General features: G+C 72.1%; 18 protein-coding genes. 2 read left to right on the top strand and 16 right to left on the bottom strand.

Translation table 11 applies throughout. The features are described 5' to 3' along the window. Positions 1 to 307 precede the first annotated feature (307 nt). Positions 308 to 1,540, top strand: a complete 1,233-nt coding sequence (locus PYR91_RS26775; protein ID WP_279784037.1) for a DUF4032 domain-containing protein — start codon at positions 308 to 310, stop codon at positions 1,538 to 1,540. A gap of 201 nt (positions 1,541 to 1,741) precedes the next feature. Here the strand turns inward: PYR91_RS26775 and PYR91_RS26770 are convergent, their stop codons facing one another. The 3 genes from PYR91_RS26770 to PYR91_RS26760 all read right to left on the bottom strand — a co-directional run bounded on the left by PYR91_RS26770 (position 1,742) and on the right by PYR91_RS26760 (position 3,947). Continuing rightward, complete coding sequence (locus PYR91_RS26770) at positions 1,742 to 2,245, bottom strand: DUF523 domain-containing protein (RefSeq protein ID WP_279784035.1); 504 nt, start codon at positions 2,243 to 2,245, stop codon at positions 1,742 to 1,744. 46 nt (positions 2,246 to 2,291) lie between these two features. Next, positions 2,292 to 3,167, bottom strand: coding sequence for an alpha/beta hydrolase (locus PYR91_RS26765; RefSeq protein ID WP_279784033.1), 876 nt, complete (start codon positions 3,165 to 3,167; stop codon positions 2,292 to 2,294). 120 nt (positions 3,168 to 3,287) lie between these two features. After that, a complete protein-coding gene (locus PYR91_RS26760) occupies positions 3,288 to 3,947 on the bottom strand; it encodes a helix-turn-helix domain-containing protein (protein ID WP_279784031.1) in 660 nt (219 codons plus the stop codon). Positions 3,948 to 4,145: 198 nt separating this feature from the next. Here PYR91_RS26760 and PYR91_RS26755 point away from each other — a divergent pair, with 198 nt between their 5' ends. Then, positions 4,146 to 5,354: a cytochrome P450 gene (locus tag PYR91_RS26755; RefSeq protein ID WP_279784029.1), complete on the top strand. Its 1,209-nt coding sequence runs from the start codon at positions 4,146 to 4,148 to the stop codon at positions 5,352 to 5,354. 123 nt (positions 5,355 to 5,477) lie between these two features. On the opposite strand, the gene PYR91_RS26750 is transcribed toward PYR91_RS26755, so the two are convergent. From PYR91_RS26750 to PYR91_RS26690, 13 genes are all read right to left on the bottom strand, one after another. After that, positions 5,478 to 5,924: a hypothetical protein gene (locus PYR91_RS26750; RefSeq protein WP_279784027.1), complete on the bottom strand. Its 447-nt coding sequence runs from the start codon at positions 5,922 to 5,924 to the stop codon at positions 5,478 to 5,480. A gap of 542 nt (positions 5,925 to 6,466) precedes the next feature. Then, positions 6,467 to 7,477: an LLM class flavin-dependent oxidoreductase gene (locus PYR91_RS26745; RefSeq protein ID WP_279784088.1), complete on the bottom strand. Its 1,011-nt coding sequence runs from the start codon at positions 7,475 to 7,477 to the stop codon at positions 6,467 to 6,469. 291 nt (positions 7,478 to 7,768) lie between these two features. Then, entirely contained in the window at positions 7,769 to 8,164 is a 396-nt protein-coding gene (locus PYR91_RS26740) for a hypothetical protein (RefSeq protein WP_279784025.1), read from the bottom strand. A gap of 119 nt (positions 8,165 to 8,283) precedes the next feature. Continuing rightward, positions 8,284 to 9,399: a hydrogenase expression/formation protein HypE gene (gene hypE / locus PYR91_RS26735; RefSeq protein WP_279784023.1), complete on the bottom strand. Its 1,116-nt coding sequence runs from the start codon at positions 9,397 to 9,399 to the stop codon at positions 8,284 to 8,286. Between the two features lie 73 nt (positions 9,400 to 9,472). Next, positions 9,473 to 10,600 carry a hydrogenase formation protein HypD gene (gene hypD / locus PYR91_RS26730; protein WP_279784021.1) on the bottom strand — a complete coding sequence of 376 codons (1,128 nt, stop codon included), beginning with the start codon at positions 10,598 to 10,600 and terminating at the stop codon, positions 9,473 to 9,475. Positions 10,601 to 10,607: 7 nt separating this feature from the next. Then, on the bottom strand, positions 10,608 to 10,859 hold the full coding sequence (locus tag PYR91_RS26725) for a HypC/HybG/HupF family hydrogenase formation chaperone (protein WP_347943489.1): 252 nt from the start codon (positions 10,857 to 10,859) through the stop codon (positions 10,608 to 10,610). Further along, a complete protein-coding gene (locus tag PYR91_RS26720) occupies positions 10,834 to 11,226 on the bottom strand; it encodes a hydrogenase maturation nickel metallochaperone HypA (protein ID WP_279784017.1) in 393 nt (130 codons plus the stop codon). The genes PYR91_RS26725 and PYR91_RS26720 overlap by 26 nt, the downstream gene beginning before the upstream one ends. Before the next feature lie 152 nt (positions 11,227 to 11,378). Beyond that, positions 11,379 to 11,894: a hydrogenase maturation protease gene (locus PYR91_RS26715; RefSeq protein ID WP_279784015.1), complete on the bottom strand. Its 516-nt coding sequence runs from the start codon at positions 11,892 to 11,894 to the stop codon at positions 11,379 to 11,381. Further along, entirely contained in the window at positions 11,891 to 13,366 is a 1,476-nt protein-coding gene (locus tag PYR91_RS26710; protein WP_279784014.1) for a hypothetical protein, read from the bottom strand. Before PYR91_RS26710 ends, PYR91_RS26715 begins: the two co-directional genes overlap by 4 nt. Further along, complete coding sequence (locus PYR91_RS26705) at positions 13,363 to 13,995, bottom strand: DUF6084 family protein (RefSeq protein ID WP_279784012.1); 633 nt, start codon at positions 13,993 to 13,995, stop codon at positions 13,363 to 13,365. The genes PYR91_RS26710 and PYR91_RS26705 overlap by 4 nt, the downstream gene beginning before the upstream one ends. Further along, positions 13,988 to 14,734 carry a DUF5947 family protein gene (locus PYR91_RS26700; protein WP_279784010.1) on the bottom strand — a complete coding sequence of 249 codons (747 nt, stop codon included), beginning with the start codon at positions 14,732 to 14,734 and terminating at the stop codon, positions 13,988 to 13,990. The genes PYR91_RS26705 and PYR91_RS26700 overlap by 8 nt, the downstream gene beginning before the upstream one ends. Next, complete coding sequence (locus tag PYR91_RS26695; protein WP_279784008.1) at positions 14,731 to 15,414, bottom strand: NifU family protein; 684 nt, start codon at positions 15,412 to 15,414, stop codon at positions 14,731 to 14,733. The genes PYR91_RS26700 and PYR91_RS26695 overlap by 4 nt, the downstream gene beginning before the upstream one ends. Next, positions 15,395 to 17,185: a nickel-dependent hydrogenase large subunit gene (locus PYR91_RS26690; RefSeq protein WP_279784007.1), complete on the bottom strand. Its 1,791-nt coding sequence runs from the start codon at positions 17,183 to 17,185 to the stop codon at positions 15,395 to 15,397. The genes PYR91_RS26695 and PYR91_RS26690 overlap by 20 nt, the downstream gene beginning before the upstream one ends. Between the last annotated feature and the right edge of the window lie 4 nt (positions 17,186 to 17,189).

Below are 17,189 nucleotides of genomic sequence, written 5' to 3'. Positions count from 1 at the left end.
CGTACGTCCATCCACCGGCATCGTCAAGTGGTCTAGGCCGACCCGTGATCGAGCTGTGGCCGACCAGCAAACCACCCGCGACAAACGGTGGCGAACACTACTCGGTGAAACCCACCCGTAACCTGCCAACAGCACAGGTCACCGGGCGATGATGACACAGGTGAGGGTGGAATAAACAGACCCTTTACCCGGTCTAGACCAGCGCAAGGTAAACGCGCGTGGTGTCCGGTACGTGGGCCTCTGCTGCCGCCCGGGCGCTGAACGACTAGCGTCGACGGCAACAGCACCGAATGTGAGGAGACACGGGTTGCCGCTGCAGATGACCGGCGCTCCCAGCGATCCGGACCTCATCCGCCTGCCGTGGGACCTCCCGCTGGAGGACTGGCCCGAGCGCCACCTGGTGTCACTGCCCCGGGGCATATCCCGGCACGTCGTCAGGTTCGCCCGCCTGTCGGGGCGGGTCTACGCCATCAAGGAGATCACCGAGCGGTACGCCAAACGGGAGTACCAGCTGCTGTGGGACCTGAGCCGCCTGGACACCCCGTCCGTCGAGCCCGTGGCCGTCATGACCGGCCGCACCACGCCGGACGGCGAGCCGCTGAACTCGGCGCTCGTCACCCGCCACCTGCAGTTCTCCCTGCCCTACCGCGCAATGCTGTCGGGCACGCTGCGGCCCGACACGCTCATCCGCCTGCTGGACGCGCTCGCCGTGCTGCTCGTCCGGCTGCACCTGGCCGGGTTCTACTGGGGCGACTGCTCGCTGAGCAACACGCTGTTCCGGCGGGACGCCGGCGCGTTCGCGGCGTACCTGGTGGACGCGGAGACCGGCGAGTTGCACCCGGTCATCAGCGAGGGCCAGCGCAAGCAGGACATCGAGGTCGCCCACGTCAACATCTACGGCGAGATGCTCGACCTGGAGGCGGGCGGCTTCCTGCACGCCTCGATCGACCCGCTGGCGTTCGCCGAGCAGCTCTGCGAGCGCTACCACCGGCTGTGGAACGAGCTGACGCAGGAGGAGATCGTCGAGGACGTCGAGTGGCACCTGATCGACCAGCGGATCCGGCGGCTCAACTCCCTCGGCTTCGACGTCGCCGAGATGATGATCCGCCGCAAGGCCGGCACCGCCCGCCTGATCGTGCGTCCCAAGGTCGTCGACGCCGGCCACCACCAGCGCCGGCTGCTGCGGCTCACCGGCCTGGACGTCGAGGAGAACCAGGCCAGGCGGCTGCTCAACGACCTCGACTCCTTCCGGGTCGCCAAGGGCCTGCGCCACGAGGACGAGGCCATCGTCGCGCACCGCTGGCTCGCCGAGACCTTCCAGCCGACGCTGCACGCCATCCCGCCAGCCCTGCGCGGCAAGCTGGAGACCGCCCAGCTCTTCCACGAGGTCCTCGACCACCGCTGGTTCATGTCCGAAGCCGCCGGCCGCGACATCGGCCTCGACACGGCCCTGCGCTCCTACATCGACACCGTCCTCGTCCACAAACCCGACGAGGAGGCCATCATCACCGAAGACGCCCCCGACGACCTCGACCCCTGACCGGCCATCACCCGCCCCGAACGGCGCCTTCGGCGCGGCCTCCCGGAGCGCCCCTGCCCCGCCCACACCTCGCCACCCGCAACGTGCGGCCTATACCGGCGCCGCGGCGGTGAGAAGCCGTACGGCGAAATCGGCGCCGCCGTACGGTGGCCGGCCAGTCCTTGCCCGTCCCGTGCGCTCCGGCTTCGTGGTGCGGGCGCGTCAGCGTGCGGCGCGTTCCAGGGTGTCGAGGTGTTCCGCGGCCTCGGCGATGCGGTCTTCGCCGAAGACGCGGATGCCGTGCAGTTCGAGCAGGGCGGCGGTCACGCCTGTGCCCGGGGTGACCCGGCCCCGGAAGGTGCCGTCGTGGATGCGGAGGCTGCCGCAGGACGGGCTGCCGTCCTTCAGGATGGCCGTCCTGAGCCCCATGGTCTGCGCCACGGCCAGGGCGGAGTAGGCGCCGGCGAGGAAGTGCCGCGTCACGTCCTCGCCCGCGGGCGTGAGGATGCGCGCGCTCCCGGAGAGCACTGCCGCGCCGCCGACGCCGCTCTCGATCTCGGCGGGCGGCCTCGGCACCGGCAGCCCGCCCTCCACCTCAGGGCAGAACGGCACAAGCCGCCCCTCGGCCCGCCACGCCGCGAACACCTCGTCCGCCACGGCCTTGGCCCGCCCGTCGAAGCGCACACGCCGCCCCATCAGGCACGCGCTGACCAGGATCCTTTCCACCGCTCCACGGTAACTCCCGCGTCGCGGCCACGGCGTTCCGGAGGGTTCAGGAGGCGTCGGCGCGTTCGGTCAGCTCGGTGACGGCGTCGACGATCTCCGGCCACAGGGGGCGCGGCAGGTCGTGGCCCATGCCGGGGAAGGTGAGGAGCTTGGCGCCGGGGATGGCGTCCGCCGTTGCGACGCCGCCCGCCAGGGGCACGAGCGGGTCGGCCTCGCCGTGGATCACCAGGGCGGGCACCGTAAGACCGGTGAGCGCGGCGGTCCGGTCGCCGGACGCCACGATCGCGGCGTACTGCCGCGCGAACCCGGCCGGGTCGTAGGAGCGGTCGAAACCGGCGCCGGCCAGCGCCGCCACCGCCTCCTCGCCCGCCGGATACCCCGGGGAGCCGATGATCCGCCACGCCTCGACCGAACGGCGCACGGCCGACTCACGGTCGGACACCGGGCGGGACGCGAGCACCCCCAGCGCGGCCGGGGTCGGCGGCGTGGCCCGCGTGCTGGGGGTGGACATCACCGAGGTCAGGCTGCGCGTCCGCGCGGGATGGCGGATGGCGAAGGCCTGCGCGATCATCCCGCCCATCGAGGCCCCGAGGAGGTGAGCCCCGTCCCAGCCGAGCGCGTCCATCAGCCCCGCCGTGTCGTCCGCCATGTCGTCCAGCAGGTACGGAACCGTCGACATGTCGCCGGCGGACACCGCCGCCAGGTCGGGAACGCCCAGAGCGTGCAGGTGCGTCGACAGCCCGGCGTCGCGGTTGTCGAACCGGACGACATGGTGCCCCCGCTCGGCCAGCATCCGGCAGAGCCCCTCGTCCCACTGGATGAGCTGACTGCCCAGCCCCATGATCAGCAACAGCGGCCGATCCCCCGGCGACCCGAAGGAGTCGTAAGCGATCTCGATCCCGTTGGCCTTGGCGCGATTCATACGAACAGAATTACATTCGGTTCCACCCCCGGCAAGCCCTCCACCCCCTCCCGCCACCTCGGTGACGTGCGACCTCTCACCCCGACCCCCGCGAGAGGCGCCCGGTTCGGCCGGGCCCCGTCACGCCAGGAGGCCGCGCCAGCGGTCGGCCGACTCGATGACGTCCAGGCTGACCCGCTCCAGGAACGCCCCCGCCCTGGCCATCCGCTGCCCCACGGGCCCGTCGAGCCCGGACGCCTCCGCCGCCGCCATGGCGGCCCGCGCCGACTCGAGCGTCTGCCGGGAGCTGATCACCATCGAGTGGTACCAGGCGTCGTCGTCGACCACGTAGATGTCGCGACGCCGCCGCGGATCGCGCTCGCGCCGGACATACCCGTGCTCGACCAGGTAGTTCACGGACACCGAGACGGAGGCCGGGCTGACCTTCAGCCTGCGTGCGAGCTCGGCCGCGGTGCGTCTGCCGTCCTCGGACAGCAACAGGTCGAGATGCACACGCGCCGTCATCCTCGGCAGCCCTGCCCTGACCGCCATCTCGATGATCTCCTCTCCCACCGTGCCGCCCGGCGGCCCGGCCGCGGGCGGGGGTGCCGGTGTGCCGCGCCGTGCCCGCCGGGTCGTCGCCTGGTGCGCCTGCTGGGGCCGGTAGCCGCGGGGGCCTCCGTTGCGCCCGACCTCCCGGCTGATCGTCGAGGTCGGCCGGTCGAGCCGCCTGGCGATCTCGGCGTAGGAATGCCCGCCGGCGAGGCCGGCCGCGATGCGCTGGCGGTCCTGCTGGGTCAACCGTCCTCCTGGCATGCCGTCAGTATTGCCTTCGCCGTCATTCATTGCAACGCGCCATTGCATTCGCCCGCAGCGCCATTGCACCAATTTATCGGTGTTCACCTGCACAAATACTCTTCATGAATTGACAGTCATTCTGGATGCAACGTAGCTTTCGAGCTATTCCAAATACGTACTATCGTGAGATGGGAAACGGCCATGGGTGAGCCTCTCCACACCGTCACGACGCTGCCGACGGCGCGTCAGCCCGGCTGTCCATTCGACCCGCCCAAGGAGCTGATCCAGGCCCGCGAGCACGGCCCCATCAGCCGCTACACCTTCCCCGGCGGACGACCCGGCTGGCTGGTCACCGGGTACGACCTGGCCAGGTCGGTCCTGGCCGACCCGCGGTTCAGCTCCCGCAAGGAGCTCATGCGCCACCACCCGACCATCGACATGGGCGACATCGAGGTCCCTCCGGCGCCGCCCGGCGAGTTCCTCCTCATGGACGAGCCACAGCACGGGCGCTACCGCAAACCGCTGGCGGGCAGGTTCACCACCCGCCGGATGCGCCTTCTCACCGAGCGCGTCGAGCAGATCACCGCCGACCACCTGGACGCCATGGAGAAGGCCGGGCCGCCGGCCGACCTGGTGACCGCGTTCGCCAAGCCCATCCCCGCCATCGTGATCTGCGAGCTGCTGGGCGTGCCGTACCAGGACCGGGGCTCCTTCCAGGAGCAGATCGAGTCGTTCCTCAGCGGGGAGGCGAGCGACGAGGAGCAGATAGCCGCCTACACCGCGACCCAGCGCTACCTCGCCGAGCTGGTGGCCGCCAAGCGCGCGAACCCCACCGACGACGTGCTCAGCGACCTCACCGACGGCGACCTCACCGATGAGGAGCTGAGGGGGATGAGCCTGCTCCTGCTCGCGGCCGGGTTCGACACCACCGCGAACATGCTGGCGCTCGGCACCTTCGCGCTGCTGCGCAACCCCGCGCAGCTGGCCGCGCTCCGCGCCGACCCCACGCTCGCCGACCGTGCCGTGGAGGAGCTGCTGCGGTATCTGAGCGTCGCCAAGATGTTCATGCGCACGGCGCTGGAGGACGTCGAGCTGGGCGGCCAGACCATCGAGGCCGGCGCCCAGGTCATCCTGGCGTACAACACCGCCAACCGCGACCCCGAGCGCTTCCCCGACCCCCACGTGCTCGACCTCACGAGGCAGGACGGCGGTCACCTGGCCTTCGGCCACGGCGTCCACGTGTGCCTGGGCCAGCAGCTGGCCCGCGTCGAGATGCGCGTCGCGTTCCCCGCCCTCCTCACCCGCTTCCCCACCCTCCGCCTCGCCGTACCGGCCGAAGACGTCGCCCTCCGCCCCGAGACCGCCGACATCTACGGCGTCAAAAGCCTCCCGGTCACCTGGGACGCGTAATGACGCCCCGTCGGGCTCGCTCAACATGACAGGTTGCGGCCGCCGGTGTAGCCACTACATGCGAGGCGCCCCGCCCTTACATGAAGGACGGGGCGCGCGCCTTAGCCGTGCTGCATCGATGGGTTAACCGGCCGCCGTCTGCAACTGCCGAAGCGTCGCAGCCGTCCGCTTGCCGCCCTCCAGCTTGTCTACCACCGCTCCCATGATGCCGATGTAGACGCCGCGGCGAAGGGTCTCCGGTTCGACGGTCAGCGCGATTTCCAGCTTGTCGCCGACGGCGACCGCTGCCGTGACGGTGCCGGCCTTGAAGATCGCGTCGACGGTCTTGGCGAACACCGTGCCCTCCGCCGCATCAAGATCTCTGACGTCGCTCTCCGTCACACACCCATAGGCCCAGACGTTGACATCCCAGACTTGCCCCTCGACGCAGTCGAACAGGTAGCGTCGACCGTGCTGCTCGATCAAGCCCGTAACTGGTCGATCATGACGGTCGTACACCTTGACCAGCGTCGCCGTGTCGGCGGGCGTCCAGGGCTGCGCCCCGAAGCGAAGGTGGATCTGATCACTCATCGTCCCCCTCCAACCAAATTGGTTCGCCGAAGCAGGCGTTGAACCGCGCGCTCTCATCGTCAGTCCAATCAACGTCCTCGTCTAGGGAGACGGTCACATGGTTAGGATTACTTTTACTGTTGCGTCCATCGTGAACGACCTCGAACCCGGCTGCACGCAGCCGTCCCGCGGTCGTCCTCCTCACACCGTCGTGGAGCATGGGACTACGCCTGCCCCGGTACACGACGTCGACCATCTCCTTGATGCTGCGCGCCCCAAGTGACAGAGACAGCCCTTCCTCCTGAGGCCTCGGATGACTACGGAACGGCAGCATCGACAGACTGGGATTCACGCGCACGCCGAACTGGGTGAGGATCGCATCGTCCGGCAGTTCGCCGTCCGGAGATCGTTCAGGTGGCTGCATTGCATGTCGACTGCGGGGCGGCATAGCTCGACATCATCGCTCTGTTATTGATCCTTTGCAGGGAGTGACGAAAAGCCGGCCTTTTCGATGCCGGTCCGGTCTCGCTCGGCCGGCTTGGGAGGGCGGGGGGAGGCGCTGTTCAGGGGACTCGGCGTACGAGGGGGAGGACCTCGGCGCCGAGCCTGGTGATGTTCTCCCGGGTGGCGGCGGGGTCGCCGGTGGTGTCGGGCAGGAGGACGAGGTGGCGGACGCCGGTTCGCGCGATCGTGGTGCGCAGTGTTTCGGCGCAGTGGGCCGGGGAGCCGATCGGGTGCAGGCGGCAGAGGAGGTCGGTGTACTCGTGGGCGTCCCTCGGGCGGTGGGGACGGGCGTCCGCCCTGCGGTAGCCGGCCAGGCCGGGCTCCAGCCACGTGGGGAGCGAGCGTTTCACGGCGGCCACGGCCTCGGGGGTGCTGTCGGCCACGTGTGCCACGCCGGCGGCCATGTGCGGCGTCGCGGCCGGGTCGTGGCCGTGCCGAAGGGCCGTGCGGGCGTAGGCGTCCACCAGGGCGGCCTTGTCGGCGTCGCCGATGTGCATGCCGAGCAGCATGGGCAGGCCGCGCGCAGCGGCCAGCCCGACGGTGCCGGGTGAGGTGCAGGCGACGACCGGGCGCATCGGGGCGGACGGCCTCGGGACGATCTCGACCTCCCGGAACTGGAAGGTCTCCCCCGACGCCGAGACCGGCCCGCCGCCGAGCGCGGCGACCAGCAGGTCGAGGCTCTCCTCGAAGCCGGTCTCGTAACGCTCCAGGCCGGTGCCGAACACCTCCAGGTCGACCCACGGCCCGCCGCGCCCGACCCCGAGGCGGAACCTGCCGCCCGACACCTGGTCGAGCAGGGCCGCCTGCTCGGCGAGCGCCACGGGATGGGTCGTGGACAGCACGCTCACCGCCGTCCCGACCGCCACGCGCTCCGTGCGGCCCAGCACGTACGCGGCCAGCGTCGTCGCCGAGGGGCACAGCCCGTAGGACATGAAGTGGTGCTCGGCGATCCAGACGTCGTCGAACCCGGCCCGCTCGGCCGTCACGGCCGCGTCCACCGCCGCCGCCAGCACCTCCCCCTGCCCCCGCCCGGGAAACCCGGCCGCCGGCAGGAACACCCCGACCCGCACCTCATCGCCCACACCCAAGAATCCGCCGCCCCCGCCCCGATGTCACGCCCCACGGCGGAGTCCAGGCCCGGACCCGCACCGGGTTGCGCGCCGTACGGCGGCGCCGCCCTCGCCGTGCCACTTCCCACCGACGCGCCGGAAGAAGGCAGCTCACAGGCGCAGGAACGGCGACCGGCGATCGCCGGGCGCGGCGGGTGAACCAGGCCGGCGAGAGCCGCCCTGGAGTAGACGCGCCGAAGGCACCATCTCGGAGACGCGGCGGCCGAGCGGTTTCCTGGGTGGTCACCCTGCCTAGTCGCCCGGGGGCAGGTAGGGGCTTTCGTCGTCGATGGTGTCCTGGGCTCCTACGCCGGTGCCGTGTCCGGGTTTCGAGACGCCGTAGGGGCGTTTGGACGGGTACTCCTCCCCGAGCTTCTCCCGGCCGGGTTCCTGTTCGCGGCGGGCCAGGTGTTCGGCGCGCATCGTCGTGCTCGTGCCGACGCCCAGGGGGCTGCGGGCCTGGGTGTCGGTGGGGGAGACGCCTTCCCGCTCGATCGCGGTGACGTCGCGGGGCGGGCGGAGGTCGCCTCGGGGCGGGCTCTCGAAGGCCAGGTTCCCGGCCCGGACGGCGTCCTCGTGCGCGAGCGCGCGCAGGTGCTGGATGCCGGGCATCTGGCCCGATGTCTTGCGCGTCGGCTTCTTGGCCATGACACCACCCCCGTCGGGACAAGCGGTCCGGGTACAGCTCTGAGTAGAAGGTCGGTTCTGCAGGGCTTTCAACAGGTGCGCGGCAAAGAGTCGCCCACGGCGACGCGGGCGATCCGGGTTCAGCAGATGCGGGGCAAAGGGTCTCCCACGAGGACGTCGACGATCCGGGTGCCGCCGAAGGCCGTCTTCAGCAGCACCAGGCCGGGCGGGTCGTCGGCGATCCGCCCGATCACGGTCGCGCCGGCGCCGTGCGGGTGGCCGCGCATCGCGGCCAGGGCGGCGTCGGCGCAGTCGCGGGCGAGCACCGCCACCATCCGGCCCTCGCACGCGACGTGCAGCGGGTCGATGCCGAGCAGCTCGCACGCCCCGCGCACGGCGGGCCGCACCGGGACGGCGTCCTCGTCCAGCACCACGGCGGCGCCGGACGCCTCCGCGATCTCGTTCAGCACCGTGGCGACGCCGCCCCGGGTGGCGTCGCGCAGGCACCGCACCCGCCCGGCCGGGCAGGTGTCCAGCAGGCGGGCGACGAGGCCGTTGAGCGGGAGGGTGTCGGAGACGAGGTCCGCCTCCAGGTCGAGCCCTCCCCGGGCCAGCATGATCGTGACGCCGTGCTCGCCGATGGGGCCGGAGACGACCACCAGGTCACCCGGCCGGACGGCCGACGCGCCGAGCCGCACGCCGGGGTCGACGACGCCCACCCCGGCCGTGGTGACGTAGCAGCCGTCGGCCTTGCCCCGGGGCACCACCTTGGTGTCGCCGGTCACGATGTCGACCCCGGCCGCCCGTGCCGCCGAGGCCATGCTGGCGACGACGCGCCGCAGGTCGGCCACGGGGAAGCCCTCTTCCAGGATGAACCCGGCCGACAGGTACGCGGGCCGCGCGCCGCACATCGCCAGGTCGTTGACGGTCCCGTTGACGGCCAGGTCGCCGATGTCGCCGCCCGGGAAGAACAGCGGCGTCACCACGAACGCGTCGGTGGTGAACGCCAGCTCCCCCGCGACGGCTCCGTCCCCCAGCGGCTCCAGCAGCGGGTTGCGGAACGACTCCAGGAACACCGCCTCGACCAGGTTCCGCGTCGCCTTGCCGCCCGCGCCGTGCGCGAGCGTGATCAGCTCCTCGCGCACGCGCGCCTTGCGCCGCCTGCTCCGCTCGACCCGTTCGAGCACCCGCAGCTCGCGGCCCGGCGCGAGCGGGTCGGCGTGCCGCGCGGGAACGGTGCGGTCGTCGGCGGTCATGCCCGGCTCCCCGGTGACGTTCCGATCCGGGCGGCGGGGGTGCCGTCGGCGGCGGGACGGCCGCGGTGGGCGGTCATGTCCGGGTCGCCTCTCGGACGCGGGCGCGGGAGAAGCGGCCGAAGTTGTAGTAGGCCGCGCAGGCGCCCTCGGAGGAGACCATGCAGGTGCCGATGGGCGTCTCCGGGGTGCAGGCGGTGCCGAAGACCTTGCACTCCCACGGCTTGAGCACGCCCTTGAGCACCTCTCCGCACTGGCACGCCTGCGGGTCGGCCACCCGGCCGCCCGGGATCTGGAAGATCCGCTCGGCGTCGAAGGCGGCGTACCGCTCACGCATCTGGAGGGCCGAGTGGGAGATGAAGCCGAGTCCGCGCCATTCGAAGTGCGGGCGCGGCTCCATCACCTCGTTGATCACGGCCAGCGCCTTGCGGTTGCCGTCCCAGGGCACCACCCGGGCGTACTGGTTCTCCACGGCCGCCCGGCCCCGCGCGAGCTGGACGAGGTTGCGGTGGATCGAGTCCAGGACGTCCAGCGGCTCGAACCCGGCGACCACCAGCGGCTTGCCGTAGTCGCGGGCCACGAAGTCGTACGGGCGGCAGCCGATCACCGTGGACACGTGCCCTGGCCCGATGAACCCGTCGAGGCGCAGGTCGGGCGAGTCGAGGATGGCCTTGATCGCCGGGATGATCGTCACGTGGTTGCAGAACACCGAGAAGTTGCAGATCCGCTCGGCCTCCGCCCGCAGGACGGTCATCGCGGTCGAGGGCGCGGTGGTCTCGAAGCCGATGGCCATGAACACCACACGCTTGTCCGGGTTGTCCCGGGCGACCTTCAGCGCGTCCAGCGGCGAGTACACCATGCGGATGTCCGCGCCCCGGGCCGTGGCGTCCTGGAAGGACCCCCGCCCGCCCGGCACCCGGGTCATGTCGCCGAACGACGTCATGATGACGTCGGGCTGCTCGGCGATGTGGATGGCGTCGTCCACCCGCCCCATGGGGATCACGCACACCGGGCAGCCGGGCCCGTGCACGAGCGTGACCGCCTCGGGCAGGTGGTCCTCCAGCCCGTGCTTGTAGATGGTGTGCGTGTGCCCCCCGCACACCTCCATGAACTTGTACGCGCGGCCCGGCTCGCACAGGGCTTCTATGCGGGCGGCGAGGGCACGGGCCGTGTCCGCGTCGCGGTACTCGTCGACGAAGCGCATCACACCTCTATCCCTGTTCGATCACTGACTCGCGGAGGGCGGCGATCTCGTCGTCGTACGCCTGGCCGATGCTTTCGAGGAACTCCAGCGCCGACCTGGCCTCCACCTCGTCGATCTTCGACAGCGCGAAGCCGACGTGGATGAGGATCCAGTCGCCGGGCGCGAGCGCCTCCCCCTCCAGCAGGCCGATGTTGACCGCGCGCCGGACGCCGCTGACGTCGACCTTCGCCAGGTCAGGACGGTCCGACGAAATCTCCACGATCTCCCCGGGGATCCCCAGGCACATGTGACGCCTCCGCGAGCTGGATGGATTCGAGGACGAGGTCGTCGCCGCCCTCGCTGTCGAGGTCGGTCGACCCGCAGGCGGAGCACACCGCGTACGGATCCACCGACGTGCCCGCGTTCCCGCACGCGCGGCAGGTGAGCCGCACGGGCAGGGTGACGAGGTCGAGGCGGGCGCCCTCGGCGACCGTCCCCTCGGCGACGACGGTGAACGCGTCGTTGATCGAGGGCTCGGCCACGCGGAGCAGGGCCCCCACCTGCACCCGCGCCCGGCGTACCCGCCGGCCGTCCGCGCGGCCTTCCACCGCGGCGAGTATCGACTCGGCGATCCCGAATTCGTGCACTTCTCCTTCTCCCCTGTTCGTCGTTCGGTCGGCTTCACGTCTCGGCGGCCCGCGTCACATGCGGCGGATCGCCAGGTACCGCTTGAGGTCGGGAATGGACTGGTAGATCATCACTCCGGCCGTCACCACGGCGGCGACGGTGATCAGACGCCTCATGCCGGCTCCCCCACTTCGTGCCGTGTCCTGTCGTCCCCGGGCCCGGGCGGGCCTGGGAGGTGTTCCCCGATGAGCTCGCACACCAGGTCGGCGGCCCGCCCGACGGCGCCCGCGACCGGCGGGCTGAGCTCCATGCCCGGGGAGAGGTCGGCGGGCTCGCACGCCACCAGCAGCACCGGGGTGGCGCGCTCGCCCAGCGCGCCGGCGAGGGCGAGGACGGCGTCCGGCGTCATGTCGTGCGCGTCGGCGAACGTGCCCGGCCCCCCGCCCGGCGAGGGCCGCAGGACGTACAGCGTCCCGGGCGGGTCGCCCCGGGCGGCCGCGTCGACCAGGATGGCCAGGTCGTAGCCGCCGCCGGTGAGCTCGTAGGCCAGGTGGACGCCCCGGATGCCGAAGTCGGCGACCACGACGCCCTCGGGCAGCGGCCTGGCGGCCAGCGACTCGGCCACCGCGACGCCGAAGCCGTCGTCGCCGAGGAAGACGTTGCCCACGCCCGCCACCAGGATCCTCACGCCTCCCTCCCCCCGTCGCCCGAGACGCCGGCGTCCGAGGACGCCCCGCGCGGCCCGTCCGAGGACGCGGGCTCTGCGGGCAGCGGCTCGACCTCCTCCGGCGCGAAGTACAGGTAGCGCCCGTGGGAGCGGCGCAGGTCGGCGCCTGGATCGTCCTCCAGGGTGACGGCCAGGTGGCAGGCTCCGTCGACGTCGTGCAGCACCGCCTCGACCCGCGCCGTCCTGCCCGCGAGGAACATGTCGTGGGCGTCGGCGCGGCGCCGGCCCGGGTTCAGGCGGACGCGGACGCCCCTGCCCACCGCGACCCCGGCGACGGTCACGCTGTCGGTCTCCGGCGACACGTCGGCGTCGGCGCCGGGATCCCACCACGGCGCGCCGGGCTCGGCCCGTGCGGGCCCGCCCAGACGCCGGACGGTCCCGTGCAGCCGTTCCAGGGCCTCGGGCGGCAGCTCCTCGGCGCGCCGCAGGATCTCGGCGGCTCGGGGGTCGGTGGCGCGCGCCTCGCGCTTCTCCTGCTCGGTGAGCGTGATCGTGCGCAGGTGGAGCATCTCGTCGATCTCGGTGGAGTCGAACAGCGGCCCGGGGCTCTCCGGGGCGATGCCCGGGTGGTCCTCCAGGATGATCGGCGAGGACAGCATCACGTCCCGCTGCCCGGGCTCGCCGGCGAGCACGGGCCAGGTGTTCTGGTTGCCGCACGCCTCGGCGGCGGGCCGCGCCCACTCGGGCGGGTCGGTCAGGGAGACGAACCCGCCCGCCGTCACCCCGATCAGCAGGTGGGCGGCGACGAGCGAGTGCCGCAGCGCCCGCTCCCGCGACTCCGGCCGTCCGGGCCCGGTCTCCCAGTGGTCGCCGTTGTGCCGCCCCGTCCCCAGTTCACCGTGGGCGCCGGGCGGGGTGCCCCACCGGGTGCGGTTCTCCAGCCTGATACGCAGCCTCAGCAGGCCGTGCGGCCCCGCCGCCTCGGCCGTGGCACGCAGCACGGCGTCCAGGGGGCGGTGCTCGACGACGACGCGCCCCCGGACCTCCCCGGACGGCTCGCGCAGCGGCACCTCGACGCGTCCCCCCGGGACGCGCACCGGGACGACCCGGTCGGTGTCCAGCAGATGGGGCACCGACAGGACGACCTCCACCTCGCGCGGCGCGGCGTCGTCGAACGTCAGGTAGGTGCGGTCGCCGCACGTCAGCTCGTCGACCTGGACGAACCCGCCGTCCCCCGCCCTCTCCGCGCGGCGCTCGCTGACGTGCAGGAACCGCAGCCGCACGCGCACCAGGGCGTTGGCCGCCCCCTCCAGCAGGCACTCGGTCACGCTCGCCGACGGCTCCCCGGTGGCGGTGAAGCCCGGCGGCACGAGCACCCCGAACTGCCAGCGCACCTTGTTCTTGGCGGCCGACGCCCGGTACGGGTAGAGCAGGTAGCCCTCGTACAGGACGGCGTCGGCGACCTTGCGCGCCCTGTCCATCGACATGGTCATCCCCGCGCCTCCTTGAGCAGCACTTCGGCGACGTCGTCCCAGGTCGCAAGGGCACGGCCGGACTTGAACCGCTGCAGCGCGCGCAGCGTGTCCCGGCGCAGGCGCAGCCAGCCGCCGCCCGGGAAGTAGCGGTCCATCAGCTCCCGCCAGACCGCCACCGGCAGGGCGGCGCGGGCCTCGCAGTGCCAGGGCACCTGGCGGACGGTGAAGCCCTCGCCGCGCCGGGAGAAGACGGTGCCGCTGAAGAGCAGCAGCAGCGGCACCTCGCCGGCGTCCAGCGAGGCCAGGTACTTGCCGCCGGCGACCTCCAGGTCGTAGGTGCAGGGCACCGGCAGGTCGACCTCGGTGGCGCCGGTGAACCGCGGGACCATCACCGAAACGGTGGCGAAGTGGAACGGCTTGAGGGTGTCCCCCCACCGGGACGGGTCGCCGAACAGGTCGGCGAGCAGCACCGCCTCGCCGGAGGCGTACCGCCGGGCCTGCGGCAGGATGCGGATCTGGCAGTGCAGCGCGACGGCGTGCACCGCGGCGCCGTCCGGCTCGGTGAGGCCGAGCCGGAACACCAGCGTCGGGAACACGGAGTACTGCTCCGCGCGCACTCCCAGGCACTCGAACCGCAGGTCAGCCATGGCCGCGCACCTTCCCGTCGTCGTCGGCGCGGCGGCGCAGCTCCTGGAAGAAGCCGTCGATGGCCTGCCACGCCTCCCGCCCGCCGCCGAAGCCCTTCCAGTGCAGGCGGACCAGGCCGACCAGCTCGTAGCAGGCATCGATGGGCACGAGGTGGCACGTGAAGCCCTCGGGGCGGCGGTCGACGAGGTAGGCCTCGACGTCCGGCCGCGCCTCGGCCGTCGCGGGGTTGGCCGCGAGCACGCGCTCCCAGGCCGAGACGGGCAGCAGCGACTCGGTCGCCCCGCCCGGGCTCGGGTAGAACGCGACGTACCGGCCGAGGGCGGAGTTGCGGAAGAAGAACGCCGTGCGCACCGGGATCTGCAGTTCCTCCCAGTCGGCCGCCGTGAGCTGGAAGGCCGGGAGGCGCAGGTACCGCTCCGGCACCGCCCGGTACCGGCCGGCGGGCCCGCCCTGGACGGCCGCGTCGCCGGGAACGGGCGGTCCGTCCGGAACGAACGCGTCGCCCGGAACGGGCGGCCCGGCCGGAGCGGACGCGTCGCCGGCACCGCGGGGCCCGTCCGGGGTGAACGCGTCGCGCGACAGGAGCAGGTGGCAGCCGCGGCAGGTGCACAGCAGCGCGCGGCTGCCGACGTCCACCACGTGCCCGTGCCGGTCGGCCAGCGGCTCGGCGCACATCTCGCAGCGCTCCACGCCCGCCGGGCTCGGCTCGCGGAACCTGCTCAGCCCCTTCACCGTCATGACCCCGCCTCCCGCGGTACCGGGCAGGGGCCGGGCGGGCGGCGCCCGATCTGCAGCAGCGGCGCGGACGGCTCGGCGGCCACGCCCTCCACCTCCACCCGCGCCACCTCGGGCGCGGCCATGGCGATCGCCCGCTCGACGGCGCCGGAGACGGTGTCGCGCGAGGACGCGCAGCCGTCGCAGCCGCCCGACAGGCGCAGCCGCACGACTCCCTCGGCGTCCACGCCGAGCAGCTCCACCCCGCCCTCGTGCCGCGCGAGCAGGGGACGGACGCCGTCGAGCGCGGCGCGCACCCGCTCCTCGGTGGTCAGGGGGTGCAGGTCGTGCACGACGAGGAGGCCGGACACCACCTCGTCGGCGGTGAGGCGGTGCAGCACCTCCGAGGCGCCGCTCTCGACCACGATGCCGACGACGCGTTCGAGGCCCGCCCCGTACAGGCCCACCATGACCCGCACGAGCTCCTCGGCCCGGGCCCGCGCCATCGGGTCGGCGAGCGCGCCCAGCTCGTCGATCAGCGCCTCCACGCGGTCGCCCACCGCGCGCACGTCGGCGGCGTCGCGCGCCGGCCGCCCGGCGTCCGCGCGGCCGTCCCCGCCCGCGCGGGCGTCCCCGTCCGCGGGCCCGGCGGCCCCGGGCGGCGGGCAGGCGCCGGCCCGCGCGTCAGGTCGCGTCGTAGGCATGGGGACTGTGCAGCTTCCGTAGTTCCTGACCGTCTCCGAGGTACATGTGCACCCCGCACGGCAGGCAGGGATCGAAGCTGCGCACCGTGCGCATGATGTCGATGCCCTTGAAGGTCTCCGGCGGGTTCTCCTCGAAGATCGGCGTGTTCTGCACGGCGTCCTCGTACGGGCCGGGCGTCCCATTGCTGTCGCGGACGCTGGCGTTCCACGGGGTCGGAGGGTACGGGTGGTAGTTCGCGATCCTGCCGTTCCTGATCACCATGTGGTGCGACAGCACGCCGCGCACCGCCTCGGTGAAGCCGCAGCTGATCGCCTCCTCCGGGACCTCGAACGGCTCCCAGGTCTGGGTGCGGCCCCCGCGCACCTCCTCCAGCCCCCGCTCGGCGAAGTACATCGCGGCCGCCGCGGCGTAGGCCTGGAAGTAGCTGCGGGCCCGGTTGCGTTCCAGGGCGTTGGACAGCAGCTCACCGTTCCGCTCGGGGATCTTCCACTCCAGCGTCACCTCGGGCTTGGTGGCCGACTTCGGCAGGGTGATCAGCACGCTGTGGCCGGTGGCCCTGACGTAGCCGATGTCGACCTTGCCCGACAGCGCGGTGGACCACAGCCGGGCGATGGGCCCGCCGCCGGTGTCCAGCGGGAGCAGGTTCTCGCCGTCGAACCAGCGCGGCGACATGACCCAGGAGTACTTGTCCTTGAAGTCGCGCTTCTGCGGGCGCGGGATCGTGTGCTGGTTCCACGGGTGCCGCATGTCGACCGGGTTGCCCAGCGGGTCGTGGGTGACGAACGGCTCCTGGGTCTCCCAGTCGTCGTAGTAGGAGCTGCCGAGCATGATGCGCATGCCGAGGTTGATGTCGACCAGGTCGCGGGTGACCAGGCGGCCGTCGACGATGACGCCGGGCGAGACGTACATCTCCCGGCCCCAGCTGTTCATGTTCTCGTAGGTGAAGTCGCAGTGCTCGGGGTTGTTCAGGCTCCCCCAGCACCCGAGCAGCACGCGGCGGCGTCCGACCTCCTCGTAGCCGGGCAGCGCGTCGTAGAAGAAGTCGAACAGGTCGTCGTGCATGGGCACGACCTTCTTCATCCACTCGATGTAGCGCACCAGCCGGGTGAGGTAGTCGGTGAAGAGCTGAACCGTGGCGACCGTGCCGACCCCGCCGGGGTACAGCGTGGACGGGTGCACGTGCCTGCCCTCCATCAGGCAGAACATCTCGCGCGCGAGGCGGCTCATCACCAGCGACTCGCGGTAGAACTCGCCCTCCATCGGGTTCAGCGAGCGCATGATGTCGCCGACGGTGCGGAAGCCGTGGTCGCCGGCGTGCGGGCTCTCGGTGCGGTCGGCCAGCTCCATCACGCCCGGGTTGGTCTCGCGGACCATGCGCTCGCAGTAGTCCACCCCGACCAGGTTCTCCTGGTAGATGTTGTGGTCGAACATGTACTCGGCCGACTCGCCCAGGTTGATGATCCACTCGGCCAGCGCAGGAGGCCGCACGCCGTACGCCATGTTCTGCGCGTACACCGAGCAGGTGGCGTGGTTGTCACCGCAGATGCCGCAGATGCGGCTCGTGATGAAGTGGGCGTCGCGCGGGTCCTTGCCCTTCATGAAGATGCTGTAGCCGCGGAAGATGGAGGAGGTGCTGTGGCACTCCACCACCTCCTTCCCGGCGAAGTCGATCTTCGCGTAGATGCCCAGGCTGCCGACGATCCGCGTGATGGGATCCCACGCCATCTCCACCAGGTCGCGCTTCTCGTCGCCTCGTCGTGCGGTCGTCATCTCT

Origin of the sequence: Sphaerisporangium sp. TRM90804, assembly GCF_029846175.1 — a bacterium.
Lineage (GTDB): Bacteria > Actinomycetota > Actinomycetes > Streptosporangiales > Streptosporangiaceae > Sphaerisporangium.
This window is presented reverse-complemented; position numbering and strand designations above follow the sequence as displayed.